Raw genomic sequence first — 23765 nt, forward strand, 5'->3', positions numbered from 1 at the left:
GCCGAGAGCGCGCCATGCCATTCGACACCCAACACACTGCGTCGTACTACGCCGCTACCGCGCGTGATACCGCGCCCTACCCCAGCCTGGACGGCGAACTGACCGCTGATGTGTGCGTGGTCGGCGGTGGCCTGACCGGGGTCAATACGGCGCTGGAACTGGCCGAGCGTGGCCTGTCGGTGATCCTGCTCGAAGGCCGGCGCGTCGGCTGGGGCGCCAGCGGGCGCAACGGAGGCCAGTTGATCCGCGGCATCGGCCATGACGTCAGCGGTTTTGCGCGCTATGTCGGCCAGGACGGCGTGCGCTACCTGAAACAGGCCGGCATCGACTCGGTGGCCCTGGTGGCCAGGCGTATCGAGCAGTACGGCATTGCCTGCGACCTGCGCTGGGGCTTCTGCGAACTGGCCAATACACCTGCCCAGTTCGCGGCGTTCAAGGACGAGCAGCGCGAGCTGGCGGAGCTTGGCTATGGCCATGAAACGCGCCTGGTCGGCCCTGAGCGACTGCATGAGATCGTTGCCAGCGATCAGTACGCCGGCGGGCTGGTGGACATGGGGTCGGGCCATCTGCACCCGCTCGACCTGGTCCAGGGTGAAGCGCGCGCGGCTCATGGCCTGGGGGTACGCATTTTTGAGCAGAGCCCGGTGCTGCGCATCGAGCATGGCACCACGGTCACCCTGCACACCGCTCGGGGCAAGGTCAGGGCACAAAGCCTGGTGCTCGGTTGCAACGCCCACCTGGACGAACTGGAGCCACGCCTGAGCGGTAAAGTGCTGCCTGCCGGCAGCTACGTGGTGGCCACCGAGCCACTGCCCGAGGCTGTGGCCAAGGCGCTTATCCCGCAGAACATGGCGATGTGCGACCAGAAGGTCGGCCTGGATTACTACCGCCTCACCGCAGATCGTCGGCTGTTGTTCGGCGGGGCCTGCCATTATTCAGGGCGCGACCCGAAGGACATCGCCGCCTACATGCGGCCCAAGGTGCTCAAGGTGTTCCCGCAACTGGCCGACGTGCGCATCGATTACCAATGGGGCGGGATGATCGGCATCACCGCCAACCGCTTCCCTCAGGTCGGGCGGCTGAGCCAGTACCCGAATGTCTACTACGCCCAGGGCTACTCTGGGCATGGCCTGAATGTGACGCACTGGACGGCCAGACTGCTGGCTGAAGGGATCGCTGCCGGGCACAGCCAGGGGCTGGATGTCTTCAGCGCCGTACCCCACCTTACCTTCCCGGGCGGCAAGGCGTTGCGCTCGCCGCTGCTGGCGTTGGGGATGCTGTGGTATCGGGTGCGCGAGGTGCTGGGTTGACTCAGCACTCGACGAACGCCACCGCCAAACCACCACGCGAGGTTTCCTTGTAATTGGCATGCATGTCGGCACCGGTATCGCGCATGGTGCGGATTACCCGATCAAGCGAGATGAAGTGCTCGCCATCACCGCGCAGGGCCATCTGCACGGCATTGATCGCCTTGACCGCGGCAATCGCATTGCGCTCGATACACGGCACCTGGACCAGGCCTGCGACCGGGTCACAGGTCAAGCCCAGGTTGTGTTCCAGGGCAATTTCGGCGGCGTTTTCCAACTGCGGCGGTGTAGCGCCCAGCACTTGGGCGAGGCCTGCCGCGGCCATCGAGCACGCCGACCCCACCTCGCCCTGGCAACCCACCTCGGCACCGGAGATCGATGCATTCTTCTTGCACAGGATGCCGACAGCGGCAGCGGCCAGCAGGAACGCCACCACATCGTCGTCACAGGTAGCTGGGTTGAATTTCATGTAGTAGTGCAACACCGCGGGGATGATGCCCGCCGCGCCGTTGGTCGGCGCTGTGACCATGCGCCCGCCAGCGGCGTTCTCTTCATTGACCGCCAGGGCGAACAGGTTCACCCACTCCATGGCACTCAGGGTCGAGCCGATCACATTGGGTTTGCCCAGTTCCTGCAGGCTGCGATGCAGACGTGCAGCGCGGCGCTTGACGCCAAGCCCGCCAGGCAGGATGCCCTCATTGCGCAGGCCGTTGTCGACGCATTCACGCATCGCCGCCCATATCCGCAGCAGCCCTTCGCGCACCTCGGCTTCAGGGCGCCACGCGCATTCGTTGGCCAGCATCAGCTGGGCAACGCTCAACTGGTGGGCCTTGCACAGCGCCAGCAACTGGGCGGCACTGGAGAATTCGTAGGGCAGCGGGACTGCAGCCGCCTGGTTCTGGGGCGCGTCGATTTCACCCTGCTCGACAATAAAGCCGCCACCAACGGAGTAGTAGGTCTGGCTGAGCAGGCTGCCCTGCTCGTCCATTGCCTCCAGGGTCATGGCATTGGGGTGGTACGCCAGGTTTTCCTCCAGCAGCAGCATGTCGCGTGCATAGATGAAAGTCAGCGGGTGGCTGGCGTCGAGCATCAGGCATTGCTCCTGCATCACCTGGCCAATGCGTGACTCGATGGTGGCCGGGTCGATCCGGTCCGGCCACTGCCCCATCAGGCCGAGCAGGCAGGCGCGGTCAGTGGCATGGCCCACACCCGTGGCGGAAAGCGAACCATAAAGCCGTACTTCGATACGCCTTACCTGGCCCAGCAAGCCCTGGGTGCGCAATGCCTGGGCAAAGGTGGCGGCTGCCCGCATGGGGCCGACGGTGTGGGAACTGGATGGGCCGATGCCGATTTTGAAAAGGTCGAAAACACTGATAGCCATGCTAATGCCTGACCGCGCCGGGCTGTATCACCGTTACGCGGCTGTCTGGATAAATTGAACGCTATTGCGGATTTGCGCGATACTGCCGCGCTCACCTGTTGATGACCAACGAAACTTTCTAAGCAAGGCTTTAGCAGAACTAAACGATGCGACGACAAATGAACGGCCAGATGTTCGTCTGGCTGCATGTTTTTTCCTGTGCGGCACGGCATCTCTCTTTCACCCGCTGCGCCGAGGAACTGCACATCACCCCCGGTGCGGTCAGCCAGCAGATGCGCCAGCTGGAGGAGCGCCTTGGTTACCGCCTGTTCCTGCGCCGGGCGCGGGGGGTAGAGCTGAGCGCCGAGGGGCAGCGCCTGGCGCAGACCGTGGCCGAGGCCTACGGCAGTATCGAAGCCGAACTGCTGCGCCTGGACGCCGGCGAGATCCGCGGCACCTTGCGCGTACGCTCGATTCCCTCGTTCCTGGCCAAGTGGCTGACACCGCGCCTGCCGCGCTTCCAGCAGCGGTATCCGGATATCGAATTGCGCCTGGTGGCCGAAGACAGTGCGCAGGCGTTGAACCCGGGCGACTTCGACCTGGCCATTGACCTGAATGATGGCAGCTACCCGGGCATGCTCTCGACCCCGCTGCTGGACGAACAGATCTTCCCCGTCTGCTCGCCAGCCCTGCTGCGCGGCCGCCCGCCACTGCACGGGCCTGCGGACCTTGCCCACTATCCACTGCTGCACGACATCACTGCCTGGCGCGGCAGTTCGGACTTTGCCGAATGGGAGTTCTACCTGGAGGGCATTGGTGCGCCACGGCTGGATGTGCGCCGGGGGCATACCTTCAACCGCAATCACCTGACGATAGAAGCGGCGATTGCCGGGATCGGCGTGGCCATAGCCCGTCGCACCTTACTCAATGATGAACTGGAACGGGGTGCGCTGATCGTGCCCTTCGGTGTGCCGATCGCCAACCACAAGCGCTATGTAGTGCATTACCCGCCAGGCGGGCTGAACCAGCCGGGCGCTCGTGCGGTACACGACTGGCTGGTGGAAGAGGCCAAAAGCTTCCTCCTGCAGCACCCTGTTCAAGCCCGTACCGCGTCCACCCGCACACCCGCGTAGTCATTCGACTGCAACGCGTTTCACATCGAAATCAAACGAAGGAACGTACTCACCGGCCAGCAAATGTGGGCATTTGGACGAGACAAAGTTGTCGCTCAACAGGTCTTGGGCGCTGTCATAACCCGGCATGGAAATGCCAGTGATGTTCAACAACGTATGCGGGAGAGAAGAAATACTGACGGTCTGCCCTTCCCGCTGCTTGAGCTTTTGCAGCGTTTGCGCCTGCCGCTGCAGCAGGCTGCCTGAAGCCCAGAAAAACGCCGCGACCGAAAGGTCATACTCATTGCCCATACCGTGCCCTAGCAGGCCGCGGCTGTCATCCAGCAAATTCTCGCCATGGTCTGACGAATAGACCAACAGCGCCTTGCGCTGGCTGCTTTTGAGTTGATCGATGATCCTTCCCAACAGCCAGTCGGTGTACAAGATGGAGTTATCGTAATCTGCGGTGATCCGGTCCTTCGCGCTGTCGGTCGCAGGCTTGAATGTGCCGAACTCGCGTGGGTAGCGGCGGGCGTAATCGAAATGGCTGCCTTTGATATGAATAAAGATCGCCTGTTTTTGCGTGCCGCCTTGCTCGACGATGTTTTCGTAGGCCGACATCAATGCACCGTCGTAGCTGCGCTCAAAGTACTGCCGGCTCTGGGCCTCGGCAGCAATTTGCGGAATGATCCCGCCAAAACTGTCGACTTCCTGGGAAGACAGCCAGTACGTCTTGTAGCCGGCGGCGCGGTAGATGCCAACCAGCGATTTGGTCGAGGCGATCAGGTCCCAGTGCTCGATCGGCTCCAGGCTGAGCATCGAGGGCACCGCGACCGACGTATGCGGCGCCGTGGTGCACATGCTGTTGAACTTGAACACCCCCGACTCTTTGTCAAGGTTCGGCGTGGTGGAATGGTGGTAACCATACAGCGACCAGTTGTGTGGCCGTGAAGACTCGCCGATGACGAACACGAGGGTCTCCACGTCAGCGGCGTCCGATACTGCTGTTATTTTTACCTCGGACTCCAGGCGCTGTTTGATATAGCGCTTCGACTCGGCATACAACGTTACCGTCAAGCCGATTTGCGACAAATAACCCACAGGGGTACTTTGGTCCTTCGCTGCCAAGTCCAGGACTGCACTCCTGCCCAGCGAGTTGAGCTTTACGGTTTTATAAAAATAGGCGCCATACCCCAACACCAAGGCACTTATCGTCAAACCGAAAATCGCCTTGTTCTTGTAAAACGTGCGCCCGTGCAACCCTGCCAGCCCAACGCCGTAGCACAGCACGAATACCAGCAGCACCGCGCTGATCGAATGCCAGTAGGTACTGAGGAAATCAGTAGCCTCTTTGTAATTGGTCAGCCCGATAAAAAGATAGGCCGCCGTCAAGCGTGAACCGAAGTTCAGCACCAGAAACAGGTCCACGCTGGCCGCCAGATAAAATGGCAACAACAGAAGATGAACCTTGAATTGATTGGTTGAAACGAAACGCGTGGCCAGCAGCCATAACATTGAAATGGCAAACGTATAGATAACCAGCAAATCCGTTTTCGAGCAATTGCACTCGGCCAGTAGCCTTACGAACAACGGCGACAGCAGAAACGACCATAACAGCAGAACCGGCCACTCTGCCTTCACTACCCTCGAGGCAACACCGCCCAGCCGAGACATGGTTTTCATTGATCACTGACCCTCTGGATGGCGCTCGGTCGAGTACCGGCCTTCAATAAGCCTGCTTGCCGGTAAAGGCATTGAGCGTTCGTACCAGAATCACGAAGTCGAGCCAGAGCGACCAGTTGTTGATGTACTCGATGTCCGAGTTCACCCGCTGGATCATCTGTTCGATGTCCTTGGTTTCGCCCCGGTAGCCACGTACTTGCGCCAAGCCTGTCATGCCGGGCTTGATGTTGTGGCGGGCGAAATAATCGACGATGTCCTGGGAGTACAGTGTGTCGTGTTGCAACGCATGCGGGCGTGGGCCCACCAGCGACATCTCGCCGGTCAGCACATTGAACAGTTGCGGCAATTCATCCAGGCTGGTGCGTCGGATGAAGGCACCGACCCGGGTCAGCCTGGGGTCATTCTTTTGCGCCTGCTGGACCACGCCACTGTCGGGTTGGTGAACGCGCATGCTGCGAAACTTCCAGATGCGAAAAGACTCCCCCGTCCACCCGGTACGTTCCTGGCGGAAGAACACCGGCCCGGGGCTGTCGAACTTGATGACGACGGCGACCACCAGCAGTACCGGCGACGCACACAGCAGAATGAACGCGGCCAGCACGCGGTCTTCCAGGTTCTTCAGGAACAGGCTCATGCCCGTGAGCGGGGTTTCAGACAACGTCAGTACCGGGATGCCGGCAATTTCACGGACGCTGTGGTTGATCAGGCGCAGCGAGAAAATGTCGGGCACCCAGTTGACCGCAATGCACTTGTCCAAAAGTTTCAGGTAGACATCGTTGATCAGCTCAGAGCCGCCGAGCGGCGTCACCAGGTACACCGTTCGGATAGCCTGCTTGGCGATGATCTCGTCCAGGTCGGCAATACGGCCCAATACAGGCAAACGCAATTTTGCATCGGCAGTGCCCTGCCCATCGAGCTGTTCATCGATCAGCACACAACCCACCACCCGCTCTCCAAACCAGGGGTTATTGCTTATTTTCTGGTAGAGGAAGTTGGCCAGGTCGCCCCCACCGATAATCAATGCGTTGTCCTGGCGAGCATGGGCAGTAAAACGCTTTTGCAGTTCGCGCACGACAATATGCAACAGCAACTGCACAGCGTAACCAAATATAAACAACTGCCCCACCAACAGCCGCGAATACGTTTCGCTTTGTTTGGTAAGAAAAGCGATAACCACCAGAAAACAAAACGTCGCAGACCACGCCTTGAACAGCCTGAAAGCTTTGACGGAAAGGCCAACGTTACTTCGATAAATGGCATAGTGGTCATAAATGACGGCCAGCGCACCGATCAGCAACAGCAGCATGATGACGTAGTCTGAAGTAATATAACCGAACTGATCGTAAATCAGATACCACGCGACACTGGTGACCGCTATGCCATCGAGGCCGGCTTGAATGGCGTTACTCACGCTACTTCTTCGCTGGAGCAAGGAACGGCTGCTTCTAGGCTCGAATACCATTATGAGGCCTCTTTTTATGTGCGTGACCCACGCGTCGCCATTACACCCGTGCGATAAAACCAACCTTAGGTTCAATACCAAATCATTAAAAAGCTGCCACGCCACCCCACGCCGCTTGATATCACTGTAGCAGTACCCGGCAGCCCGTGCGGGGCTGAATCCTCCTCGCTCAGGGTTCTGGCAGGGTCGCTTTGCTGCACAGCAGCGCCCGCAGCAGGAACAGTGGGTTGCCGACCACATAGCGCACGAACAGACGCCTGGGTTCCCTGCTCAGCCTGTACACCCATTCGCCGCCCAACCGGCGTAACCAGTCCGGGGCCCGGGTGACCTTGCCGCCCATGAAGTCCAGGATCGCTCCGCCGCAGACGATCAGGCAGGGCCTGCCCAGTTCAGCCAGGCGGGCCGCGACGTTCTCCTGCTTGGGCATGCCCATGCCCAGCACGATCAGCTCCGGCTGCTGCTGCCGCGCCAGATCAATGTAGGTGTCGATACTGGCGAAACCGTCATGCAGCGACACGACATTAACCCCGTAAAGCGCTTCACCCTGTTCGGCTGCCTGGCTCAGATACGGCTCCTGGGTGCCCCAGAACGCTACCCGCCTGCCGTTGTAAGCTGCGAGCAGTTCGGGAATGAAGTCGGTGCCGTTCATGTTCAGCCCGGGCGCCAGCCCCAGGCGCCGATACAGTATCGCGATGCCGGAGCCGTCGCGCAGCAGCACGTCCGCTGCCGCCAGCGCTGTGCAATAGTCGGGGTTGGCAGCCACCAGGTTCATGGCATGGGCATTGACGAAGCCGAGCACCGTTGCCGTTCGCGGAGCGCTCAGTGCCTGCAGCACCTTCTGCTCATCAGCCGCGTCATCGACCACGCGCAGCTTGCCGATGATTGTCTTCCAGCGTTGCAACCAGGGCCATGCGTCCATTCAGTTGTCATCCCGTTTCGAGCGCACCCATTCAACCTGGCGCTTGAGCAGAAAACCGAGGTACAGGGGAATCTTCTTCGCCGCGTAGAACGGGGCATACAGCAATACGGAAAACGGGATCACCTCACGCGAGAAGCGCCACCAGGCCAACAATACCGCGGCCACCAACAGCACCAGGTTGACGGTGGCAAGCACTGCCGGCAGTAAAATGCCGAAGAACAGAAATGCCAGCCATGCCACGCTGAAGACCACCATCATGGCCAATGCCAGCAGCGCCAGCGGCGGTACCAGCAGGTCCACGGCCATGGCCAGCAAAGGCCAGTTACCCTGCGTCAGCGAGCGACGAATCAAACCGGGGCCCTCCGTCAGCAGCAGCCCCAGATGGCCATGTTCCCAGCGGGTGCGTTGGCTGGTGAGACCTTCCTGGCTGGTCGGGAACTGGCTGGTGACCGTAGCAGCCGGGCAGAACAGCGGCGGTTTACCATCGCGGCACAGCTCCAGGCCCAGCTTGATGTCTTCGACCAGATGGCCGGTCGCCAGGTTGGCCGCGGTCACATCCTGCCAGCTGAACGCCATGCCCGCCCCCATCAACTGGCACGGCAAGCCTGCCCGAGCCCATCCACGCGGGCGCACGAGATTCTTCACGCGCCAGGCGAATTCGGCGACCTGCACTTTCAGCCCGGCGCCTGCAGGCGCATGCATCAGGTACAGGGACTGCACAGGCCGGCCGGCCTCGATGCAACAGTGTGCCAAGCGCTCGACGGCACCGGCACTGACCTGGCAATCGGCGTCGATGATCAGCACCACGTGCGGCGGGTTGTGCGCCAGATGCCGTACACCGTAGTCCAGCGCATAGCCCTTGCCCCGCAGGTGCGCGTCCTGGCGCTCGATCACCTGCGCACCGGCAGCACGCGCCAGTGCGGCGGTATCGTCGGTGCAGTTGTCCGCCACCACCAGCAACTGGTCGCCCTCGCGCAATTGCGCGCCGATGGCCGCAAGTGCCGACTCGATGACCAGCGCCTCGTTATGCGCCGGTACCAACACCGCCACCCGTGGGCGTGCGCCCTTGGGCTGTGGCACCGGCCGCGCCGGCAGGCAGGCCAACAGCACCTGGACCAACAGCACCAGTACCGGCAGAAGCACAAGCAGTGCCACGATGCCCAGCAGCCAACTCAGTAAAGTAATCATGCAATTGCCTTGAAATAGCGAACCAGCCTGGCCGCTTCGGTATCGATATCGTGGCGCTGGAGCACGCGCTCGTAAGCCGCTTGCCCCATACGCTGCAGGGCTTCGGCAGGCTGCGCCAGGCAATCGGCCATGGCCGCAGCCAACTCCTGCACTTCGCCTGCCGGGAACAGCCAACCGTTTTCCCCCTGCCGAACCAGCTCGGGTATGCCGGCCACATAGGTAGTCAATACCGGCCGACGCAGGGCCATGGCCTCCATGATGACCACCGGCAACCCTTCGGCGAAACTCGGCAGCACCAGTGCGCGGGCGGCCAGGATTTCTTCACGTACCTGGGCGCTGCTGATCCAGCCAGTGACGCGCACCTGTGCCTGCAAGCCATGGCGGGCGATCAACGCGTCGATCTGCTCACGCATTTCACCGTCGCCGGCCAGCACCAGTTCAAACGCTACGCCCTTGGCCAGCAGGATTCGGGCCGCTTCGAGCAGCAGCAGCTGGCCCTTCTGCTCGCACAGCCGCCCTACGCACACCAGCCGCGGCGTTGCCGGGGGCGCAATGGCCGAACCTTCATGGAAACTGCGCTCCAGGCCGCAATGCACCACCTTCACCTTGACCCAGTGCTCATGTGCCACCCAGCGAAACAACTGGCTGCGCCCGTAGGAGCTCACCGCAGCGACGAATGCTGCGCGGCGGACCTTCTCATCCATGTGCAGGAATTGCGGCTTGTCGAACTCCTCGGGGCCATGCACGGTGAAGCTGTAGCGGGGGCCACCGAGCGCGTTGGCCAGCATGACCACTTCGGTGGAGTTGGTGCCAAAGTGCGCGTGCACGTGCTCAGCAGCAGCGCCTTGCAACCACTGCACGACACGGCAGGCTTCAGCCAGGTAGACCAGGTGATAGGGCCAGGGTCGGTCGGCGCGCACCCCCATGCGCAACGCCAGGCGCAACGCTGACATGAAACGCCGCGGCTCGGCGCGCGCTACCTGCAGCATCGGTTTGAGCAGGCCCTTGACGCCCCCTTGCAGCACGTAGCGGGTCTTGCCCTGCTCGGCGATGTCTTCATCGTCCTGCAACTCGGCGTCCCAGCCACGCAGGGCGATGCGTTGAACCTCCATGCCTTGACGTTCGAGCGCCAGAATTTCGCGACGAATGAAGCTGTGACTGACCTTGGGATACTGATTGATGAAATAAGCAATGCGCATACGCCCCCAAATCGAAATCCGTTTACTGATAGGGTCGGGCCGCTTCTGCGACGCCCTGACCTTTACCTCATGCTGTGGCTCACTGACTACAGGCTAGCTGAGGATGCAACGGCAGCTCTGTTTGCGCGGCGGTGCCGGGCAGTGCTGCTTCTATCTTGGCGAAAACGTCGTCCAGTAGCGCGTTACGCCGTCGGTACATGGCCCGTTTCTTCGGCGCGATGTCCTCCAGGTTACGCCTGGCAGCTGCCAGGGGGAGCACAAAGAAGTCCTCACGCTCCGACGTTTCGGCACCGCTCTCCTGCCATATCACATCATAGTTGGCTGCCAGGTCCTGAGCCTTCTCAACCCCGAAATACGGGTGACGGTGGTGCCGGCACTGATCGCCGACAGCATAGATGCGGGCGACCCCGGCCGCTCTGGCCAGGCACTTGAGGGCTTCTAGCAGAAAGCTTCTGGGGCGCAACCCTTCGAAATCCTTGGTCAGGTCGCGGTAGATGTTCAGCGAGGTTTCGCTGTCGATGCCTTTATGGATGCCCTGCACGGCACCAATGAACAGGCACAGCTCGCCCTCTGTGCGGCACAGCGTGAACGCCAGCGACGCCACACGCAGGTCAGCCTGGAACAGGTTGATCACCAACTCCCCTTCCCGCTTGAACCAGATGGGCCGATCCAGCACCAGGGTGCACCCGTTGGAGTAGGCGGACAGGTCGCAGACAACCTGGCGCTCCTCGCGCTCCAACAGCAACAGTGCCGGGCAATGGCTGGCGACCACTTCATAGTGCGATGCCACCACATCGAGCCGTTCACGGGCGTCCCAGCATTTGCTGATGTAGGGCCACTGCACCACCCCGATGCAGTCCACGCCCAGCCTGGCGAAGCGCTCGTTGCCCAGCGCACCTGACATGCGCTGCATGAACGTGCGCAAGTCCGGCCACTGCCTGATCATTGCTGTGGCCAGCTTGTACTTGTTGTTAAGCGCCCGCAGCGAATAGCCGGGTTGCAAGGTGAATACGCTTCTGGCTAACGATCCGAGCATCTTAGGCATCTCATTTGTACTCGATCAACGCCGGGTTACCGGCCATGAACCTGTTCAGCACAAACCTCATCTGGCCCAGCATCTCCGGGAATTTGCCCAGCACCAGAAATACCGCCTGTACTGCGTTTTCACGCGCCGACCTACCGCCACGGCGCGCCAGGCGCAGCATCTGAAGCGGGTAGGCCAGCAGCAGCACCAGTGCCCACAGGCCCATCCAGATGCTTGCTAACGCGACCAGCAGTGGAATGCCCAAGCCCCAAACCCAGGCACGGCGCGACTCGCGCAGCCAATGCCGCTCCGGCGGTGCGCCATGCAGTGAGGCGCCCTCGGCATAGGCATAACCTGCGCGTACGCTGCGCCGCCACCACTGGCCGAAGCGCGTCATGGCGGCATCGTGCAGGGTCATCTCAGCAGCCAGGCGCCAGACCTTCCAGCCGGCCGCCCTCAGCCGCACGCACAGTTCGGGCTCTTCCCCGGCGATCAGTGCAGAGCGATAGCCTGCGACGGCCACGAAGGCATCGACACGCATGAGCGCATCACCGCCACAGGCCTTGGTTTCCCCCAGCGGGGTATCCCACTCCAGGTCACACAGCCAGTTGTAGACAGAGTGCTGGGGAAAGCGCTCGCGGCGCCGCCCACACACCACCGCCACCTGCGGGTGGGTGTCGAGAAAGGCTTGCGCCGTGACGAGCCAGCCGGCATGCACTTCGCAATCGCCATCGACGAACTGCACATGGCGTACTGCAGGCAGGGCCTTTTGCAGGCAGGCAAAACCCTCATTGCGTGCACGCGCGGCGGTGAAAGGTATGGTCATGTCCAACGTCAGCACCTCGACGCCCAAGGCCGATGCTCGTTGCACGGAGCCGTCCGTGGAGCCTGAGTCCACGTACACCACCTTGTCCGCACGCCCCGTCAGCGACGCCAGGCAGCGTTCCAGGCGAAGGCCTTCGTTACGGCCGATAACCACCACTCCAATGCCTGTCACCTTGAGCCTCACTCGCAGCGCTTGAGGGAACCACCCCGGGTACGGTCAGCCATTGCCTGGCTCATGTGAACTCCATCGCTTCGCTGGGTTTTCGGGCCTTGATGGTCGCTGGCACGCCAACGGCCAGTGAATTGTCCGGCACATCGATCAACACTACAGCGTTGGAGCCGATCGACACGTTGTTGCCGATGCGAATGTTGCCCAGCACCTTGGCCCCGGCGCCGATATCGACGTTGTTGCCAAAGACGGGAGCAATCGGTTCATTGACATTCTTCAGGCCGACCACCACACCATTGCGAATCCGACAGTCATCACCGAATCGCGCATAGCCGCTGATGACGATGCCGCCGAAATGGTCGATGACGAAGTTGCGACCGATCACCACTTCACACGGTAACTCGACGCCAGTGATGATCTGTACGAACTTGAACAGCACCTTGTAGACGAACGACAGCACTTTACGCAAAGGTGCCGGCCGCACGCCGTAGCGCCAGCGGCCAAAACGATAGACCAGCAGTACCCAGAAGCCCTGGGCCCCCCAATCTCCACCGTGTGCACGCAAGTCCGCGCGTATGTTCTGGAACATGGCTTCACCTACCGTGTGGGTTGGCTGGCAAACTGGGTCTTGAGCAACAGTGACCAGGTGGCGCGCGTGTGCAGCCAACAGGCCTTGATCGCGCCCCAGCCTCGCCCCTTGAGCAATGCCTTGAGCGCCAGCACCAGGTCACCCAGGCTCACCAGCAGCATGTGCAGGATCAAGCCCGGCACGCCATGGTGCTTGCGAAAGTACAGCAGCTCGCTCTCGATCTGGTAGCTGGAGATCTGCCGGCTTGCAGCCTCCAGTTCGGCGACCGACTTGGAGCTTTCCCCGCCTATGTGCACCACGGTGGTGTGCGGGTAGAACACCACCTTCCAACCGGCCTCCTTCACTCGCTTGCAATGGTCGACTTCCTCGTAATAAAGAAAGTAGCGCGGATCGAACAGGCCCACCTGATCGAGCACCTCGCGGCGCACCAGGTAAAAGCAGCCCGGCAACCAGTCGCATTCACGCACCGAGGCATGGTCCCAGGCCATCTCGTCGACCATCTTCAGCCCGGGGAAAAAGCGCCCCAGGCCGGTACGCGCGACAAACACATTCAAGGGCGTGGGGAAGTAGCGGCAACTGGGTTGCAGGTCACCGTCGCGCCCCACCAGGCGCACGCCCAGAACGCCACAGTCCGGGTGCGCGTCCATGTAATCGACGGTTTTTTGCAGGCTGTCAGCAGCGACGAAGGCGTCGGTGTTGAGCAGCAGCGCGTACTTGCCCTGCAGGTGCGCCAGCAACTGGTTGTTGGCGCGGCCAAAGCCGACATTATGCGTGTTGCTCAGCAGCACAGCTTCCGGGCAGACCTCGGCCAGGCGCTGCACCGAATCATCGACGGATGCGTTGTCCACTACCAGGTAACTGGCCAGCCGTTCACTCCCGGCTTGGCGCAGCGCATCGAACATCGGCTGCAGCAACGATGCGGTATTGAAATTGACGACCATCACGTCGACGGGTTTGCTATCCATTGCTGCCGTCTCCGAAGAAATACTCGCTGCGTTGGCGTGCCAGCGCAGGTTCCACGGTCGGGTCGTAAGCACCTTTGCGTTGCTTGACCGTCTCGATCCAGGGGTAGGCATTGCAGCGCGCCTCGACCCGGCTGATCAGTTCTTCAGTCGTACAGATGACTTTGGCCGGGTTGCCCCCGACCACCGTGCCGGGTGGAACATCCTTGGTGACGACAGCGCCTGCAGCGACCACAGCGTTCGGCCCTATGGTCACGCGCGGCATGACGATCGCACCATGCCCGACAAAACAGTTGTCCTTGATGTCAATGTAGCCGACCGAATCAAGGTGCTTGCCGTAACAGATCTCGATCAGCGCAACCACACCGTCGTGTCCGATCAAGGTGCAGTCCGACAGGCCCACATTGCTACCGATGCGTACCAGAGTGGGGTCGGTGACATTGCAGCCGCAATTGATATAGACATTGCTGCCCACCGAGTGGAATTTGCCCCACCGTGCCAGGTAGGTACCCCACTCCAAGGGCGTCGGGTTGCAGAATTTCTTGTAAGCCGAGCCTCCCCGTCCTGTTGAGTAGACATACTGCGTCATGGCATTGCGTATCCATCCAATCATTCTGCTACCCTCGCACGTCAAGCGGTCCTGGACTGTCCCTGAGGCGAACCGGTCTCGTTCTTCTTTATGCTGACCGTATCGCGCTCAACCCTTTCCCCACATTGCTCATCCCTTCGAACAACTGCCCCACTGGCCGCCTTCATCTTCGTATCGAGGTGGTCGGCCAATCTGAGTGCGAACTGCAACAGCGGCATCGTCGGGTTCGAGGCGCCACCTGTGGCAAAAATGCTGCTGCCCGCTATATAGAGGTTTTCACTGCCGAACACCTTGCAGTTGGCGTCGACCACGCCGAACTCGGGGGATGCCGCCATGCGTGTGGTGCCCATGTGATGGGCATGGGGCGACAGTTTCAGGGGCAACTCGGTGTCATAGACAAAATCGTTGAGCTTGACGAAGCCGAGCCCCGCCTGGGCGAATTGCTTGGCCAGTTCAGCGCCGATGCACTTGATGGTATGCCTGTCGGTGGCACTGAGTACCCAATTGACATTGACCTTGGCCACGCCCAGCTCATCTGTTTCGTCGAGCAGCGAAATGCGGCTTTGTGCATCCGGGAACTGTTCGATCATCGTGGTCATGACGCCATCGCCGGGGCAACTGAACTTGGCGACGAACTCGATCTTGCTGGCCAGCCCCATCTGACACGCCAGGGTTTCCAGAAAGTATTTGACCTCGGCCGTTCTGCCGTAGGTCTGCACATCGGAGAGCACCGTAGCGGAAACATTGCCCTTGCCGGCATGGTACTCAGCGACGAATGCATCAGTGGTGTAATACTGGCGCGGCTCGGTGCCCAAGCCATCTTTGAGTATGAAGGTACCCAAGTCGATGTTCAGGTGTTCCATCAGGCAACGCCCGGTCAGGCCCTCCTTTTTCACCACGCCAGCACCCACCAGCGAAGCGCTGTTGAGCAATTGCCTGGCATTCTCGATCGCCCCCATCGCCAGGACGAACTGACTGGCCGCGACACGCTCGCGATGCTGGTCGTAATCGGACACCACCGCTGCCTTCAATTGCCCTGAAGCCTGATCGAATTCGAGGTCGACACAGTTGCAGTTGATGAACACTTCCAGCCCGGGCGTTTCGTTGAGCGCCGATGCGTACTTTTGCGCAAACCGTGTTGGCGGGCTCAGCAGAAAACAGTCAGCATCGAATTCGCCACCGTTCAAGCCGGTGTTCACGGTTTTAAAACCAGCCCCGTTCGGCAGGTCAACGATCGCCATGGCCGCCGGCAGGTAGCGCTCGATCTGCGCATAGTCGATCGGCCAGCCCGGCAGGCCGACAGGCGGCGCTACGGCAAAATCGGACGAAGTGAAGGGGCGACAACGGCCTGCCCAATGATTGGAGGTGCCGCCCAGGTAACGCAGGCGCGTCTGTTCGGCATACAGCTCAAGGCCGGTCGAGGTGCACGCGTAGAGTTCCTGCGAGCGCGGCTCATACTCACGCCCTCCCCCCTCGAGCAGCACCACACTCCACCCCGCCTGCGCCAGCTGCAGGGCCAGGGTGATGCCGGCCGGGCCGGCACCGATGATGCACACGTCGTAGGCTTCGCGCAGGGTTTTCTCAGCCTCGAAGTCCTTGATCATGCTCGACCGTCCTTGAAGTATTCCGAAGGCAAGACCCAGCCGTTGATCACAACGAACCCGCCCTTTTCCGCCGGTTTGCGCCCAGCGCCAGGGACGATACCGAAAACAGCTACGCCGACGCCCAGCAACACGCCATTGCGAAGAAAGCCGCGGCGACCCGATTGCCGATCAAGAAACTGTAGCTTCCCCATGATCACAAGACCTATGCCGTTGATTTTATCTAGCCCGGTATCGTTATGTGCAGCCTGCCGGGAAGGCTTCAGAGCCAGTCGAACAAACGCGTGATCAGGAAGCCACACAATGCGCCGACCGCAATCATCGGTAGCACCACAAGTTCACGCTTCATACTCCAGATATTCAGCTTGGAATTGACATAGACGATCAGTGCCAGCGTCGGGAAGGTATGCAGAGCGGCCCCCCATATGGCGTATTTCACTCCGCCAATGGCCAGCAACAACGGTATCAGTGCCCACAAAGAGACGAGCCGGATGATGTTGTCCATCGCCTGGTACTTGGTATGGCCCAAAGCGATCCACAACTGATGTGCCAAGGTATAGCGCAAGGTGAAGAACGACAGCGACAGGATGGCCAGCATCGGGCCTGCGTCGGCATAGCGCTCATCGTACATCCAGCCGATCAGCAGCGGGCTGGCAGTCAGGAAACCGCCACACAGGAACAGCATGACCAGATCGACCAGCAGCCTGAAGTGGAAGTAGAGTTTTTTCAGGCGCGCCTGGTCACCGGCCCTGGCCGCTTCGCTGAAAGCTGGAAGCGCCACTGACCCGACCAGTTTGAGCAAGCCGGTCTGGATCGACCCGAGAATCAGCACGGCAATGGAATACACCCCAAGCTGCGCCACCGTCATCGTGCCGCCGAACCAGATGCGGTCGCCATACATGGCCAATACCCCGACCATCGAAGACAGCAGTATCCAGCGCCCGAACACGATCAGTTCGGTGAGCGCTGCACGGTCCCATTGCAGGCGGTTGTGCGGGCCATGCAAGGCGAAATGGCCCAGTAACGTGCCAACCAGCGCCGAGGCCAGGCCGGCGACCACCAAAGACCAGATGGACCGGGTGAAATAGCCGATCACCAGCATCGTGACCAGCCCGACGACCTGCGATGCGAGCTCTATCAGCACCACGCGCTTTTGCTGGAAGGCGCGTACCGCGACGTCTATCTTGGTGGACTGGAAACCCCAGATGATCGCTGAAATGCCGGTCACCGCCAGCACCAGCGGCAGCTCTGGCGCTGCATAAGTGGAATGCGCCGGCCACAGATCGGCCAGTTGCGCCCACCAGGCGCCGAGGGCCAGCAGCAGCGTCAGCGCGAACAGCACAAAGCCGCGCACGATCTGCACCGTCCAGGCGGTGTTGAGGAACAATGGGTCGTCGCCGCGGTGGCTCTGGATGATGTTCTGCCGCAGGCCGACATCGGACAGCAGGTGCAGCAGCACAGAAACGGTGGTGGCAATGACCATCACCCCAAACATTTCCGGCAGCAGTATCCGCGCCATGATCAGGTTGCCGCCCAAGCGCAGCACCTGCGAGGCCACCAGCGAGACCAGGTTCCATGCGCCTGCGCCCATGGCACGCTTGCGCAGACTGGCAGGTGCTTGCACATCAATCGACGGCATGACTTGAATCTCTGACTGAATGGCTAGAAGTCACTATAGTTTCAATTAGCCATGATGCTAGTGCCCATCCACCCGGGGACAGGTGACCTCTCCCATGCCCGAACATTTACGTGCGCTGATCGTCATTTTGTTCCTGGCTTGCGTGGTGTTCTTTCTCGCACGCAGCCCGGCAAAGGACCTGATTGCCGAGAGCGATTTCAAGCGCCGCCGCAACCTGTGGTTCGCGTTGACACTGGTGGCCTTTTTTGCCCACAGCTACTGGATCTACACCGCCGTTGCCGCCGTCATGCTGCTCACGGCCAGGCGCCGCGAGCGCAACCCCATGGCGCTGTTCTTCCTGTTGCTGTTCGTCATACCGCCCGCGTCGAAAGAGGTGCCCGGCTTTGGCGTGGTCAACTACCTGATCGAGCTGAACCATCAGCGCATCCTGACCCTGTGCGTGCTGCTCCCCGCCGCACTGGTGCTGAGCAAGCAGAGCGATACGCTGCGTTTCGGCCGCCTGTGGGCCGACAAGCTGCTGGCCGCCAGCCTGTTGCTGATGGGGCTGCTGTACCTGCGCGAGACCACGATTACCGATACCCTGCGCCAGGCGGTGTACTTGTATGTCGACGTGTTCTTGCCCTACTACGTCGCCAGCCGCGGGTTGAGGGAGCTGAGCGACTTCAAGGACGCGATGCTGGCCTTCGTCATTGCCGCTTTGGTCTTGTCGCTGCTGGCCGTCGCTGAGTACGCGCGCCACTGGCTGCTGTACAACGCGTTGCTCGACGCCCTGGGTGTGGAGTGGAGCATGAAAGGCTACCTGAGCCGGGGCGGTTCGTTGCGCGCCAGCGTCACCGCCGGCCAGGCCATTGCCCTGGGCTATGTGATCACGGTTGCGATTGGTCTGTTCCTGTTCGTGCAGGGCTTCGTGCGCAGCCAGCTGCAGCGCAACCTTGGGGCCTTGCTGCTGGCCGCCGGCCTGTTTGTGCCACTGTCACGGGGCCCCTGGGTGGGCGCGGTGGTGATGATTGTCGTGTTCATCGCCATGGGCAAGCGTGCAGTCACGCGCCTGTCCCTGCTGGCACTGGCAGGGGTGCTGAGCATTCCGCTGCTGACCATCGTGCCCGGCGGCGAAAAGATCCTCGACCTGCTGCCGTTCATCGGCAGCGTGGACAATGAGAACATAACCTACCGCGAGCGACTGCTCGACAATTCGTGGATCGTCATTCAGCGCTACCCGTTGTTCGGATCGTTCGATTTCCGCAACACGCCGGAAATGCAATCGATGATCCAGGGCGAGGGCATCATCGACATCGTCAACACCTACATCGGCCTGGCGCTTAGGATCGGCCTGGTAGGGCTGGCGCTGTTCGTGGGGTTCTTCGCCTGCGTCCTGATGGGCATCAACAAGAGCATGCGTACCTTCCCCGACAAGAGTGACCCTTACCGCCAGCTCGGCAGGGTGCTGATGGCGACCTTGCTGGGCATCCTGGTGACCATTTTCACGGTAAGCAGCATCACGGTAATCCCGGTGGTGTACTGGTCGATTGCCGGGCTCGGCATCGCCTACATCCAGATGGTCCGCAGGCACGCTTTCGCCGATGCCGAACACCCTGCCAACGCCAGCCTGCAACCGAGGTAGTTCAATGACCGACACTTCATTCTGCCCCTTGACCCGGGCAACGGCACTGGTTGGCCTGCTGATGCTGCCGCTGGCCGGCATGGCCTCGGAGTGGGTCGTCAGCGTCGACGAACAGAACGGCCTGCCCAACCTGACGCGCGGAGGCGGCCCTGCCTTTGCCTCAAGCTTCGACTTCTGGGGTGAAGACTGGAGCTGGACGGGCTTCTACCCGACACTCAAGGTTCAGGGGCCTTACCGCTACACCTTGACGGGGCGAAACAAGGACCTTGATTTCGACCTGAAAGCCGATATCCAGAAGGACCAGGGGCAAACCCTGACCTGGCACTTCGACCTGCAGGCACAGAGCAAGCAGGCCGATGTGATGGGCGGCGGCATCGTCTGGCGCTTCGACCCGGCGCTGATCGCCGGGGAAATGGGCGACCCGGTGCTGTTGCCCGGCAACCGCGGTTGGGCCTGGGGCAAGAACAGCGGCGGGCCACGTGTGCAAATGCGCTTCGATCCCCCGTTGGCCAAGGTCTATTTCGAGCGGGGCGATACCAGCCAGGTGCGAACCTTCTTCTACACCGACCCGATTCTGCCTGGCCGCCAACAGATCAAGGCGGTGCTGACCGTTGCCGGGGATATCGCCATAGGGCCCACGCCCAGCGAACGCTTCGGCCTGGCCGACCCCACGCAATGGCCGGATGACCAGTTGGACTGGCGCACGTCACCTGTGGACCTGTCGTTCCTCAACGCGGGGGAAATACCAGCCGGCAAACGTGGTTTCGTCAAAGCATCCGGTGAACAACTGGTGTTTGCCGACAACACCCCGGCGCGCTTCTGGGGCACCAACCTGTCGGCTTATGCGCTGTTCAAAACGCCTGACGAGGAAATCAAAGCGCAGGCCAAGCGTCTATCGGCACTGGGCTTCAACCTGGTAAGGCTGCACCACCACGACTCCCCGTGGGTGAGCCCGAACATCTTCGGCGATCTCACCCAGCTCAAGAACACCGAGCAACTCGACGCCGAAGCGCTGAGGAAGATCGACTGGTGGATCAAATGCCTCAAGGACGAGGGCGTGTATGTCTGGCTCGACATGAACGTGTCACGCATCCTGACCGCCAACGACAACATTTACGCCTTCGATGAACTGCCCAAGGAGCAAGGCGTTGCCGCTGTAAAGGGCTATGCCTACGTCAATGTCACCATTGCCCAGGCCATGAAGCGCTTCGCTGAACGCTACATGACCCACGTCAACCGCTATACAGGGCTTGCCTACAAGGACGACCCGGCAATCGCGGCCATTTTGCTCACCAACGAAAACGACATCACCCAGCACTTTGGCAACGCGCTATTGCCGGACAAGGGTGTGCCCCGCCACAGCCGGCTATACATGGACGAAGCCAAGGCCTTCGCCGCCCGCCAGGACCTGCCGGCGGACAAGACCTGGCGTGCCTGGGAGCACGGCCCCTCCAAGCTGTTCCTCAACGACCTGGAGCACCGCGTTTTCGCTGACATGATCAAGGACCTGCGCAACATCGGGGTCAAGGTACCCATCTCCACCACCAGCACCTGGGGCGGCAACGGCTTGTCCTCGCTGCCGTCGCTGACCACGGGTGACGTCATCGATGCCCACAGCTATGGCGGCATCGGGCAGCTGGAGAAGAACCCGTTGACCAGCGACGGCATGATCGACTGGCTCGGCGCCGCTCAGGTGGTGGGGCTGCCGATGACGGTCACCGAGTGGAACGCCGAACCCTTCCCGCTGCCTGACCGCCACTCATTGCCGCTGTACGTGGCAGCGACGGCCAGCCACCAGGGCTGGGACGCAATCATGCAATACGCTTACAGCCAGCAGGGCTTCTTCAGCCAGTGGCGCCGCGCAGACAACTGGAATGCCTACAACGACCCGGCGCTGATGGCCACCCTGCCCGCCGCCGCCCTGCTCTACCGCCGCGAGGACGTGCAGCTGGCGAAAACCCGTTACGTCTTCGCACCCACTCCAGACACCTTGTTCAACAGGCCGATCACACCCAATACCTCGGTGCTGCTGCGCACCGCCATGGAAAGGGGCCAGCTGCAGATCGCCATGCCCCAGACGGCGCAACTGCCATGGCTTCAGGCCAGTGCCATCCCGGCCGATGCGCAGGTGCTGCGTGACCCAGACCACTCACTGCTCGATGCCAACGCCAGCGAGTCGGTCACCGATACCGGGCAACTGCGGCGCAACTGGCAACAGGGCGTCTACACCATTGACACGCCCTCGACCCAGGCCGCGACTGGCTGGCTGGGCGGCCAGGCAATGGACCTTGGCGACATCCAGCTGCAGCTGAAAACCGCGTATGCCAGCGTGGTGGTACAAAGCCTCGATACCAAGCCGCTCAACCAGTCGCGTAGCCTGCTGATTTCACTGGGTACCCGTGCTGTGCCCCGCCCCGACGACATGACTCCGTTTCACGTCGAGCCGCTCGAAGGCACCCTGAGCGTCAAGGCGCCAGCAGGCTTGAAACTCTACGGCCGCACGGCCGATGGGCAGGAGCAGGTGCTGGCGTCGAGCTACGAAGAGGGGCGCTACCTTATCCGTTTCGACGGGCGCAGCATGGCCAACTGGCTTTTCTTGAAATAGGGCATATCGCCATCTAGAGTCAATTCAGACCTGTATTCCAGGCATTCGACGCTGCTTCTGTTCCAGGAGGATTGGATGAAGTACTTGGTTGTCGGGGGTTCAGGCTATATCGGCTCACACATGGTCAAGCACCTGTTGGCCGCAGGGCACGAAGTGGTGGTAGCGGATACCGTGGCCACTGGCCCTGATATCGAATGGGTCGAGCTGGATATCGCTGATGCGCTCTCGCTAGATGCGCTGTTCGACGACTGCCACTTCGACGCCGTTTTCCATTTTGCCTCGTTCATCCAGGTGGCAGAATCGGTCACCGCCCCGTGCAAGTACTACCAGAACAACGTCGCCGCCACGCTGACCCTGCTCGATGCCATGGTGCGAGCCGGGATCAGGCACTTGGTCTTCTCCTCTACAGCAGCCGTTTACGGCGACCCACAGTACATCCCCATCGATGAGCAGCACCCCAAGGCGCCGATCAATCCCTACGGGCGCAGCAAGTGGATGGTGGAGCAGATCCTCCAGGACTTCGACCGTGCCTACGGATTGCGGTCGGTGTGCCTGCGTTACTTCAATGCCGCGGGCGCCGACCCGGAAGGTTCGCTGGGTGAATGCCACGAACCGGAAACCCACCTGATCCCGTTGATCCTGCAGGCCGCCTCTGGCCGGCGCGAGGCGATCACCGTGTTCGGCCATGATTACGACACACCCGACGGCAGCTGCATTCGTGATTATGTGCATGTGGCCGACCTGGCGTCGGCACACGCGCTGGCGGTGGACTACCTGTTGGCCGGCGGCGCAAGTACGGCGTTCAACCTGGGCAATGGCCTTGGGTTTTCGGTGCAGCAAGTGATCGATACCGCCCGGGTCGTGACCGGGCGGCAGATCAACGTGGTCGAGGCAGAGCGGCGCGATGGCGACCCGGCCAGGCTGGTTGCCGATGCTGCCCGGGCCAGGGAGGTGCTGGGATGGCAGCCACGGTTCGATTCACTGGAGCAGATTGTGCGGCACGCCTGGGACTGGGAGCTTCAGTACCCCTGGCAATGACGTGAGCGCAATAGCAAGCAAGGAGCAAGCATGGCTAGCCAGCTCCTTGCATCAGCAATCAAAGGCTCAGTAGTAAGGCCGCGGTTGCTCATCCGCCTTGTTCAATACCGCCCCGATCAAATTCGCCGTCGCCAGATGATGCAGGCAGTCTTCGATATCCTTCTTGCTGTTCACCCCGTTGGCCACTACCAGCAGCACACAGTCGAACTTCGGCAAGACGGTCAATGCATCGTCGGAACTCAACAGCGGTGGCAGATCGAAAATGCAGATACGCGAGTCGTAGCGGTCGCGCAGGTCGCTGATCAGGCTGTTGACCTTGGGCGATGACAACATCTCGGTAGACATCGGTATCGGTTCACGCGTGGGCAGCACCACGAACCGCGGCAAGGTCGGGTTGACCAGTACCTCTTCCAGCCAGGCCTCGCCTTTGAGCAGCTCGTTCAGCGCTTTGTCCATGGGCAGGCCAAGGCTGCTGCCAACCCTTGGCCGACGCAGGTCGAAGTCGACCAGCAGCGCGGTCTTGGTGGTGTGGTGGGCGATGCTCATGGCCAGGTTGACCGCCAGCACTGTCTTGCCCGCCTCGGGTGTCGGCGAGGTGATCGCCAAAGTCCGCCAGCCGTTTTCTTCCATGGCCTGCAGCACTTGCGTGCGCAGCAGGTCGATGGCCCCGCTCATGTTCGAGTTCTTGTTGTAGGAGACGATCCGGTTGCGTTCCAGATGCTCCGCACGCAGCGGCACCACCTTGGTCTGCACGTAATCGAATTGCCCCAAGGCTTCGGGCTGCTCCGACACAGGCGCCGCCTTTGGCGTTTCAGCGGGAGTGGGAGAAACCTGATGAATGTTCTTTCCGATAGCCGGCGTAATTCTGTCCAT

The 23765-nt window shown here is 61.3% G+C and carries 18 protein-coding genes and 1 pseudogene; 5 read left to right on the forward strand and 14 right to left on the reverse strand.

Annotated features, from left to right (window positions below):
• Positions 1 to 14: 14 nt before the first annotated feature.
• Complete coding sequence (locus tag ACMGF5_RS23365) at positions 15 to 1310, forward strand: NAD(P)/FAD-dependent oxidoreductase (protein WP_119687148.1); 1296 nt, start codon at positions 15 to 17, stop codon at positions 1308 to 1310.
• A 1-nt stretch (position 1311) separates the two neighbouring features.
• Here the strand turns inward: ACMGF5_RS23365 and ACMGF5_RS23370 are convergent, their stop codons facing one another.
• On the reverse strand, positions 1312 to 2688 hold the full coding sequence (locus ACMGF5_RS23370) for an L-serine ammonia-lyase (RefSeq protein WP_115274625.1): 1377 nt from the start codon (positions 2686 to 2688) through the stop codon (positions 1312 to 1314).
• A 146-nt stretch (positions 2689 to 2834) separates the two neighbouring features.
• Here ACMGF5_RS23370 and ACMGF5_RS23375 point away from each other — a divergent pair, with 146 nt between their 5' ends.
• On the forward strand, positions 2835 to 3800 hold the full coding sequence (locus tag ACMGF5_RS23375; RefSeq protein ID WP_046786003.1) for a LysR substrate-binding domain-containing protein: 966 nt from the start codon (positions 2835 to 2837) through the stop codon (positions 3798 to 3800).
• Here ACMGF5_RS23375 and ACMGF5_RS23380 read toward each other — a convergent pair whose 3' ends face one another.
• The 12 genes and pseudogenes from ACMGF5_RS23380 to ACMGF5_RS23435 form a co-directional block, all read right to left on the reverse strand.
• Positions 3801 to 5462, reverse strand: coding sequence for a phosphoethanolamine transferase (locus ACMGF5_RS23380; RefSeq protein ID WP_323614054.1), 1662 nt, complete (start codon positions 5460 to 5462; stop codon positions 3801 to 3803).
• A gap of 43 nt (positions 5463 to 5505) precedes the next feature.
• Positions 5506 to 6924, reverse strand: coding sequence for an undecaprenyl-phosphate glucose phosphotransferase (locus ACMGF5_RS23385; protein WP_115274623.1), 1419 nt, complete (start codon positions 6922 to 6924; stop codon positions 5506 to 5508).
• A gap of 169 nt (positions 6925 to 7093) precedes the next feature.
• Positions 7094 to 7843, reverse strand: a complete 750-nt coding sequence (locus ACMGF5_RS23390) for a WecB/TagA/CpsF family glycosyltransferase (protein WP_046786000.1) — start codon at positions 7841 to 7843, stop codon at positions 7094 to 7096.
• The gene (locus tag ACMGF5_RS23395; protein ID WP_251962569.1) at positions 7844 to 9031 is read right to left on the reverse strand and encodes a glycosyltransferase family 2 protein; all 1188 of its coding nucleotides are present in this window, start codon (positions 9029 to 9031) and stop codon (positions 7844 to 7846) included.
• Positions 9028 to 10230: a glycosyltransferase gene (locus ACMGF5_RS23400; protein ID WP_414157292.1), complete on the reverse strand. Its 1203-nt coding sequence runs from the start codon at positions 10228 to 10230 to the stop codon at positions 9028 to 9030. The genes ACMGF5_RS23395 and ACMGF5_RS23400 overlap by 4 nt, the downstream gene beginning before the upstream one ends.
• 79 nt (positions 10231 to 10309) lie before the next feature.
• Positions 10310 to 11266, reverse strand: a complete 957-nt coding sequence (locus ACMGF5_RS23405; protein ID WP_414157293.1) for a VirK/YbjX family protein — start codon at positions 11264 to 11266, stop codon at positions 10310 to 10312.
• A 10-nt stretch (positions 11267 to 11276) separates the two neighbouring features.
• Positions 11277 to 12251, reverse strand: a complete 975-nt coding sequence (locus tag ACMGF5_RS23410) for a glycosyltransferase (RefSeq protein ID WP_281869445.1) — start codon at positions 12249 to 12251, stop codon at positions 11277 to 11279.
• 61 nt (positions 12252 to 12312) lie between these two features.
• Complete coding sequence (locus tag ACMGF5_RS23415; RefSeq protein ID WP_046785996.1) at positions 12313 to 12837, reverse strand: serine O-acetyltransferase; 525 nt, start codon at positions 12835 to 12837, stop codon at positions 12313 to 12315.
• 8 nt (positions 12838 to 12845) lie between these two features.
• Positions 12846 to 13802, reverse strand: coding sequence for a glycosyltransferase family 2 protein (locus ACMGF5_RS23420; protein ID WP_046785995.1), 957 nt, complete (start codon positions 13800 to 13802; stop codon positions 12846 to 12848).
• Positions 13795 to 14412 carry an acyltransferase gene (locus tag ACMGF5_RS23425; protein WP_046785994.1) on the reverse strand — a complete coding sequence of 206 codons (618 nt, stop codon included), beginning with the start codon at positions 14410 to 14412 and terminating at the stop codon, positions 13795 to 13797. Before ACMGF5_RS23425 ends, ACMGF5_RS23420 begins: the two co-directional genes overlap by 8 nt.
• A gap of 122 nt (positions 14413 to 14534) precedes the next feature.
• Positions 14535 to 15992: pseudogene (locus ACMGF5_RS23430) on the reverse strand (FAD-dependent oxidoreductase); the annotation flags it as partial.
• 259 nt (positions 15993 to 16251) lie between these two features.
• On the reverse strand, positions 16252 to 17628 hold the full coding sequence (locus ACMGF5_RS23435) for an oligosaccharide flippase family protein (RefSeq protein WP_115274618.1): 1377 nt from the start codon (positions 17626 to 17628) through the stop codon (positions 16252 to 16254).
• 94 nt (positions 17629 to 17722) lie between these two features.
• Here ACMGF5_RS23435 and ACMGF5_RS23440 point away from each other — a divergent pair, with 94 nt between their 5' ends.
• From ACMGF5_RS23440 to galE, 3 genes are all read left to right on the forward strand, one after another.
• Positions 17723 to 19249: an O-antigen ligase family protein gene (locus tag ACMGF5_RS23440; RefSeq protein ID WP_414157294.1), complete on the forward strand. Its 1527-nt coding sequence runs from the start codon at positions 17723 to 17725 to the stop codon at positions 19247 to 19249.
• Positions 19250 to 19253: 4 nt separating this feature from the next.
• The gene (locus ACMGF5_RS23445; RefSeq protein WP_414157295.1) at positions 19254 to 21854 is read left to right on the forward strand and encodes a glycosyl hydrolase family 5; all 2601 of its coding nucleotides are present in this window, start codon (positions 19254 to 19256) and stop codon (positions 21852 to 21854) included.
• A gap of 75 nt (positions 21855 to 21929) precedes the next feature.
• Positions 21930 to 22892: a UDP-glucose 4-epimerase GalE gene (gene galE / locus ACMGF5_RS23450; protein WP_414157296.1), complete on the forward strand. Its 963-nt coding sequence runs from the start codon at positions 21930 to 21932 to the stop codon at positions 22890 to 22892.
• Between the two features lie 66 nt (positions 22893 to 22958).
• On the opposite strand, the gene ACMGF5_RS23455 is transcribed toward galE, so the two are convergent.
• Entirely contained in the window at positions 22959 to 23765 is an 807-nt protein-coding gene (locus ACMGF5_RS23455; RefSeq protein WP_046785988.1) for a CpsD/CapB family tyrosine-protein kinase, read from the reverse strand.

This window comes from Pseudomonas sp. BNK-15 (genome assembly GCF_047456105.1).
GTDB classification, from domain to species: domain Bacteria; phylum Pseudomonadota; class Gammaproteobacteria; order Pseudomonadales; family Pseudomonadaceae; genus Aquipseudomonas; species Aquipseudomonas putida_E.

Bases quoted from the DNA above. Each gene is read 5' to 3' on its own strand.
- ACMGF5_RS23365 (WP_119687148.1), top strand. From the start codon at position 15: ATGCCATTCGACACCCAACACACTGCGTCGTACTACGCCGCTACCGCG.
- ACMGF5_RS23370 (WP_115274625.1), bottom strand. From the start codon at position 2,688: ATGGCTATCAGTGTTTTCGACCTTTTCAAAATCGGCATCGGCCCATCC.
- ACMGF5_RS23375 (WP_046786003.1), top strand. From the start codon at position 2,835: ATGCGACGACAAATGAACGGCCAGATGTTCGTCTGGCTGCATGTTTTT.
- ACMGF5_RS23380 (WP_323614054.1), bottom strand. From the start codon at position 5,462: ATGAAAACCATGTCTCGGCTGGGCGGTGTTGCCTCGAGGGTAGTGAAG.
- ACMGF5_RS23385 (WP_115274623.1), bottom strand. From the start codon at position 6,924: ATGGTATTCGAGCCTAGAAGCAGCCGTTCCTTGCTCCAGCGAAGAAGT.
- ACMGF5_RS23390 (WP_046786000.1), bottom strand. From the start codon at position 7,843: ATGGACGCATGGCCCTGGTTGCAACGCTGGAAGACAATCATCGGCAAG.
- ACMGF5_RS23395 (WP_251962569.1), bottom strand. From the start codon at position 9,031: ATGATTACTTTACTGAGTTGGCTGCTGGGCATCGTGGCACTGCTTGTG.
- ACMGF5_RS23400 (WP_414157292.1), bottom strand. From the start codon at position 10,230: ATGCGCATTGCTTATTTCATCAATCAGTATCCCAAGGTCAGTCACAGC.
- ACMGF5_RS23405 (WP_414157293.1), bottom strand. From the start codon at position 11,266: ATGCTCGGATCGTTAGCCAGAAGCGTATTCACCTTGCAACCCGGCTAT.
- ACMGF5_RS23415 (WP_046785996.1), bottom strand. From the start codon at position 12,837: ATGTTCCAGAACATACGCGCGGACTTGCGTGCACACGGTGGAGATTGG.
- ACMGF5_RS23420 (WP_046785995.1), bottom strand. From the start codon at position 13,802: ATGGATAGCAAACCCGTCGACGTGATGGTCGTCAATTTCAATACCGCA.
- ACMGF5_RS23425 (WP_046785994.1), bottom strand. From the start codon at position 14,412: ATGATTGGATGGATACGCAATGCCATGACGCAGTATGTCTACTCAACA.
- ACMGF5_RS23435 (WP_115274618.1), bottom strand. From the start codon at position 17,628: ATGCCGTCGATTGATGTGCAAGCACCTGCCAGTCTGCGCAAGCGTGCC.
- ACMGF5_RS23440 (WP_414157294.1), top strand. From the start codon at position 17,723: ATGCCCGAACATTTACGTGCGCTGATCGTCATTTTGTTCCTGGCTTGC.
- ACMGF5_RS23445 (WP_414157295.1), top strand. From the start codon at position 19,254: ATGACCGACACTTCATTCTGCCCCTTGACCCGGGCAACGGCACTGGTT.
- galE (WP_414157296.1), top strand. From the start codon at position 21,930: ATGAAGTACTTGGTTGTCGGGGGTTCAGGCTATATCGGCTCACACATG.
- ACMGF5_RS23455 (WP_046785988.1), bottom strand. From the start codon at position 23,765: ATGGACAGAATTACGCCGGCTATCGGAAAGAACATTCATCAGGTTTCT.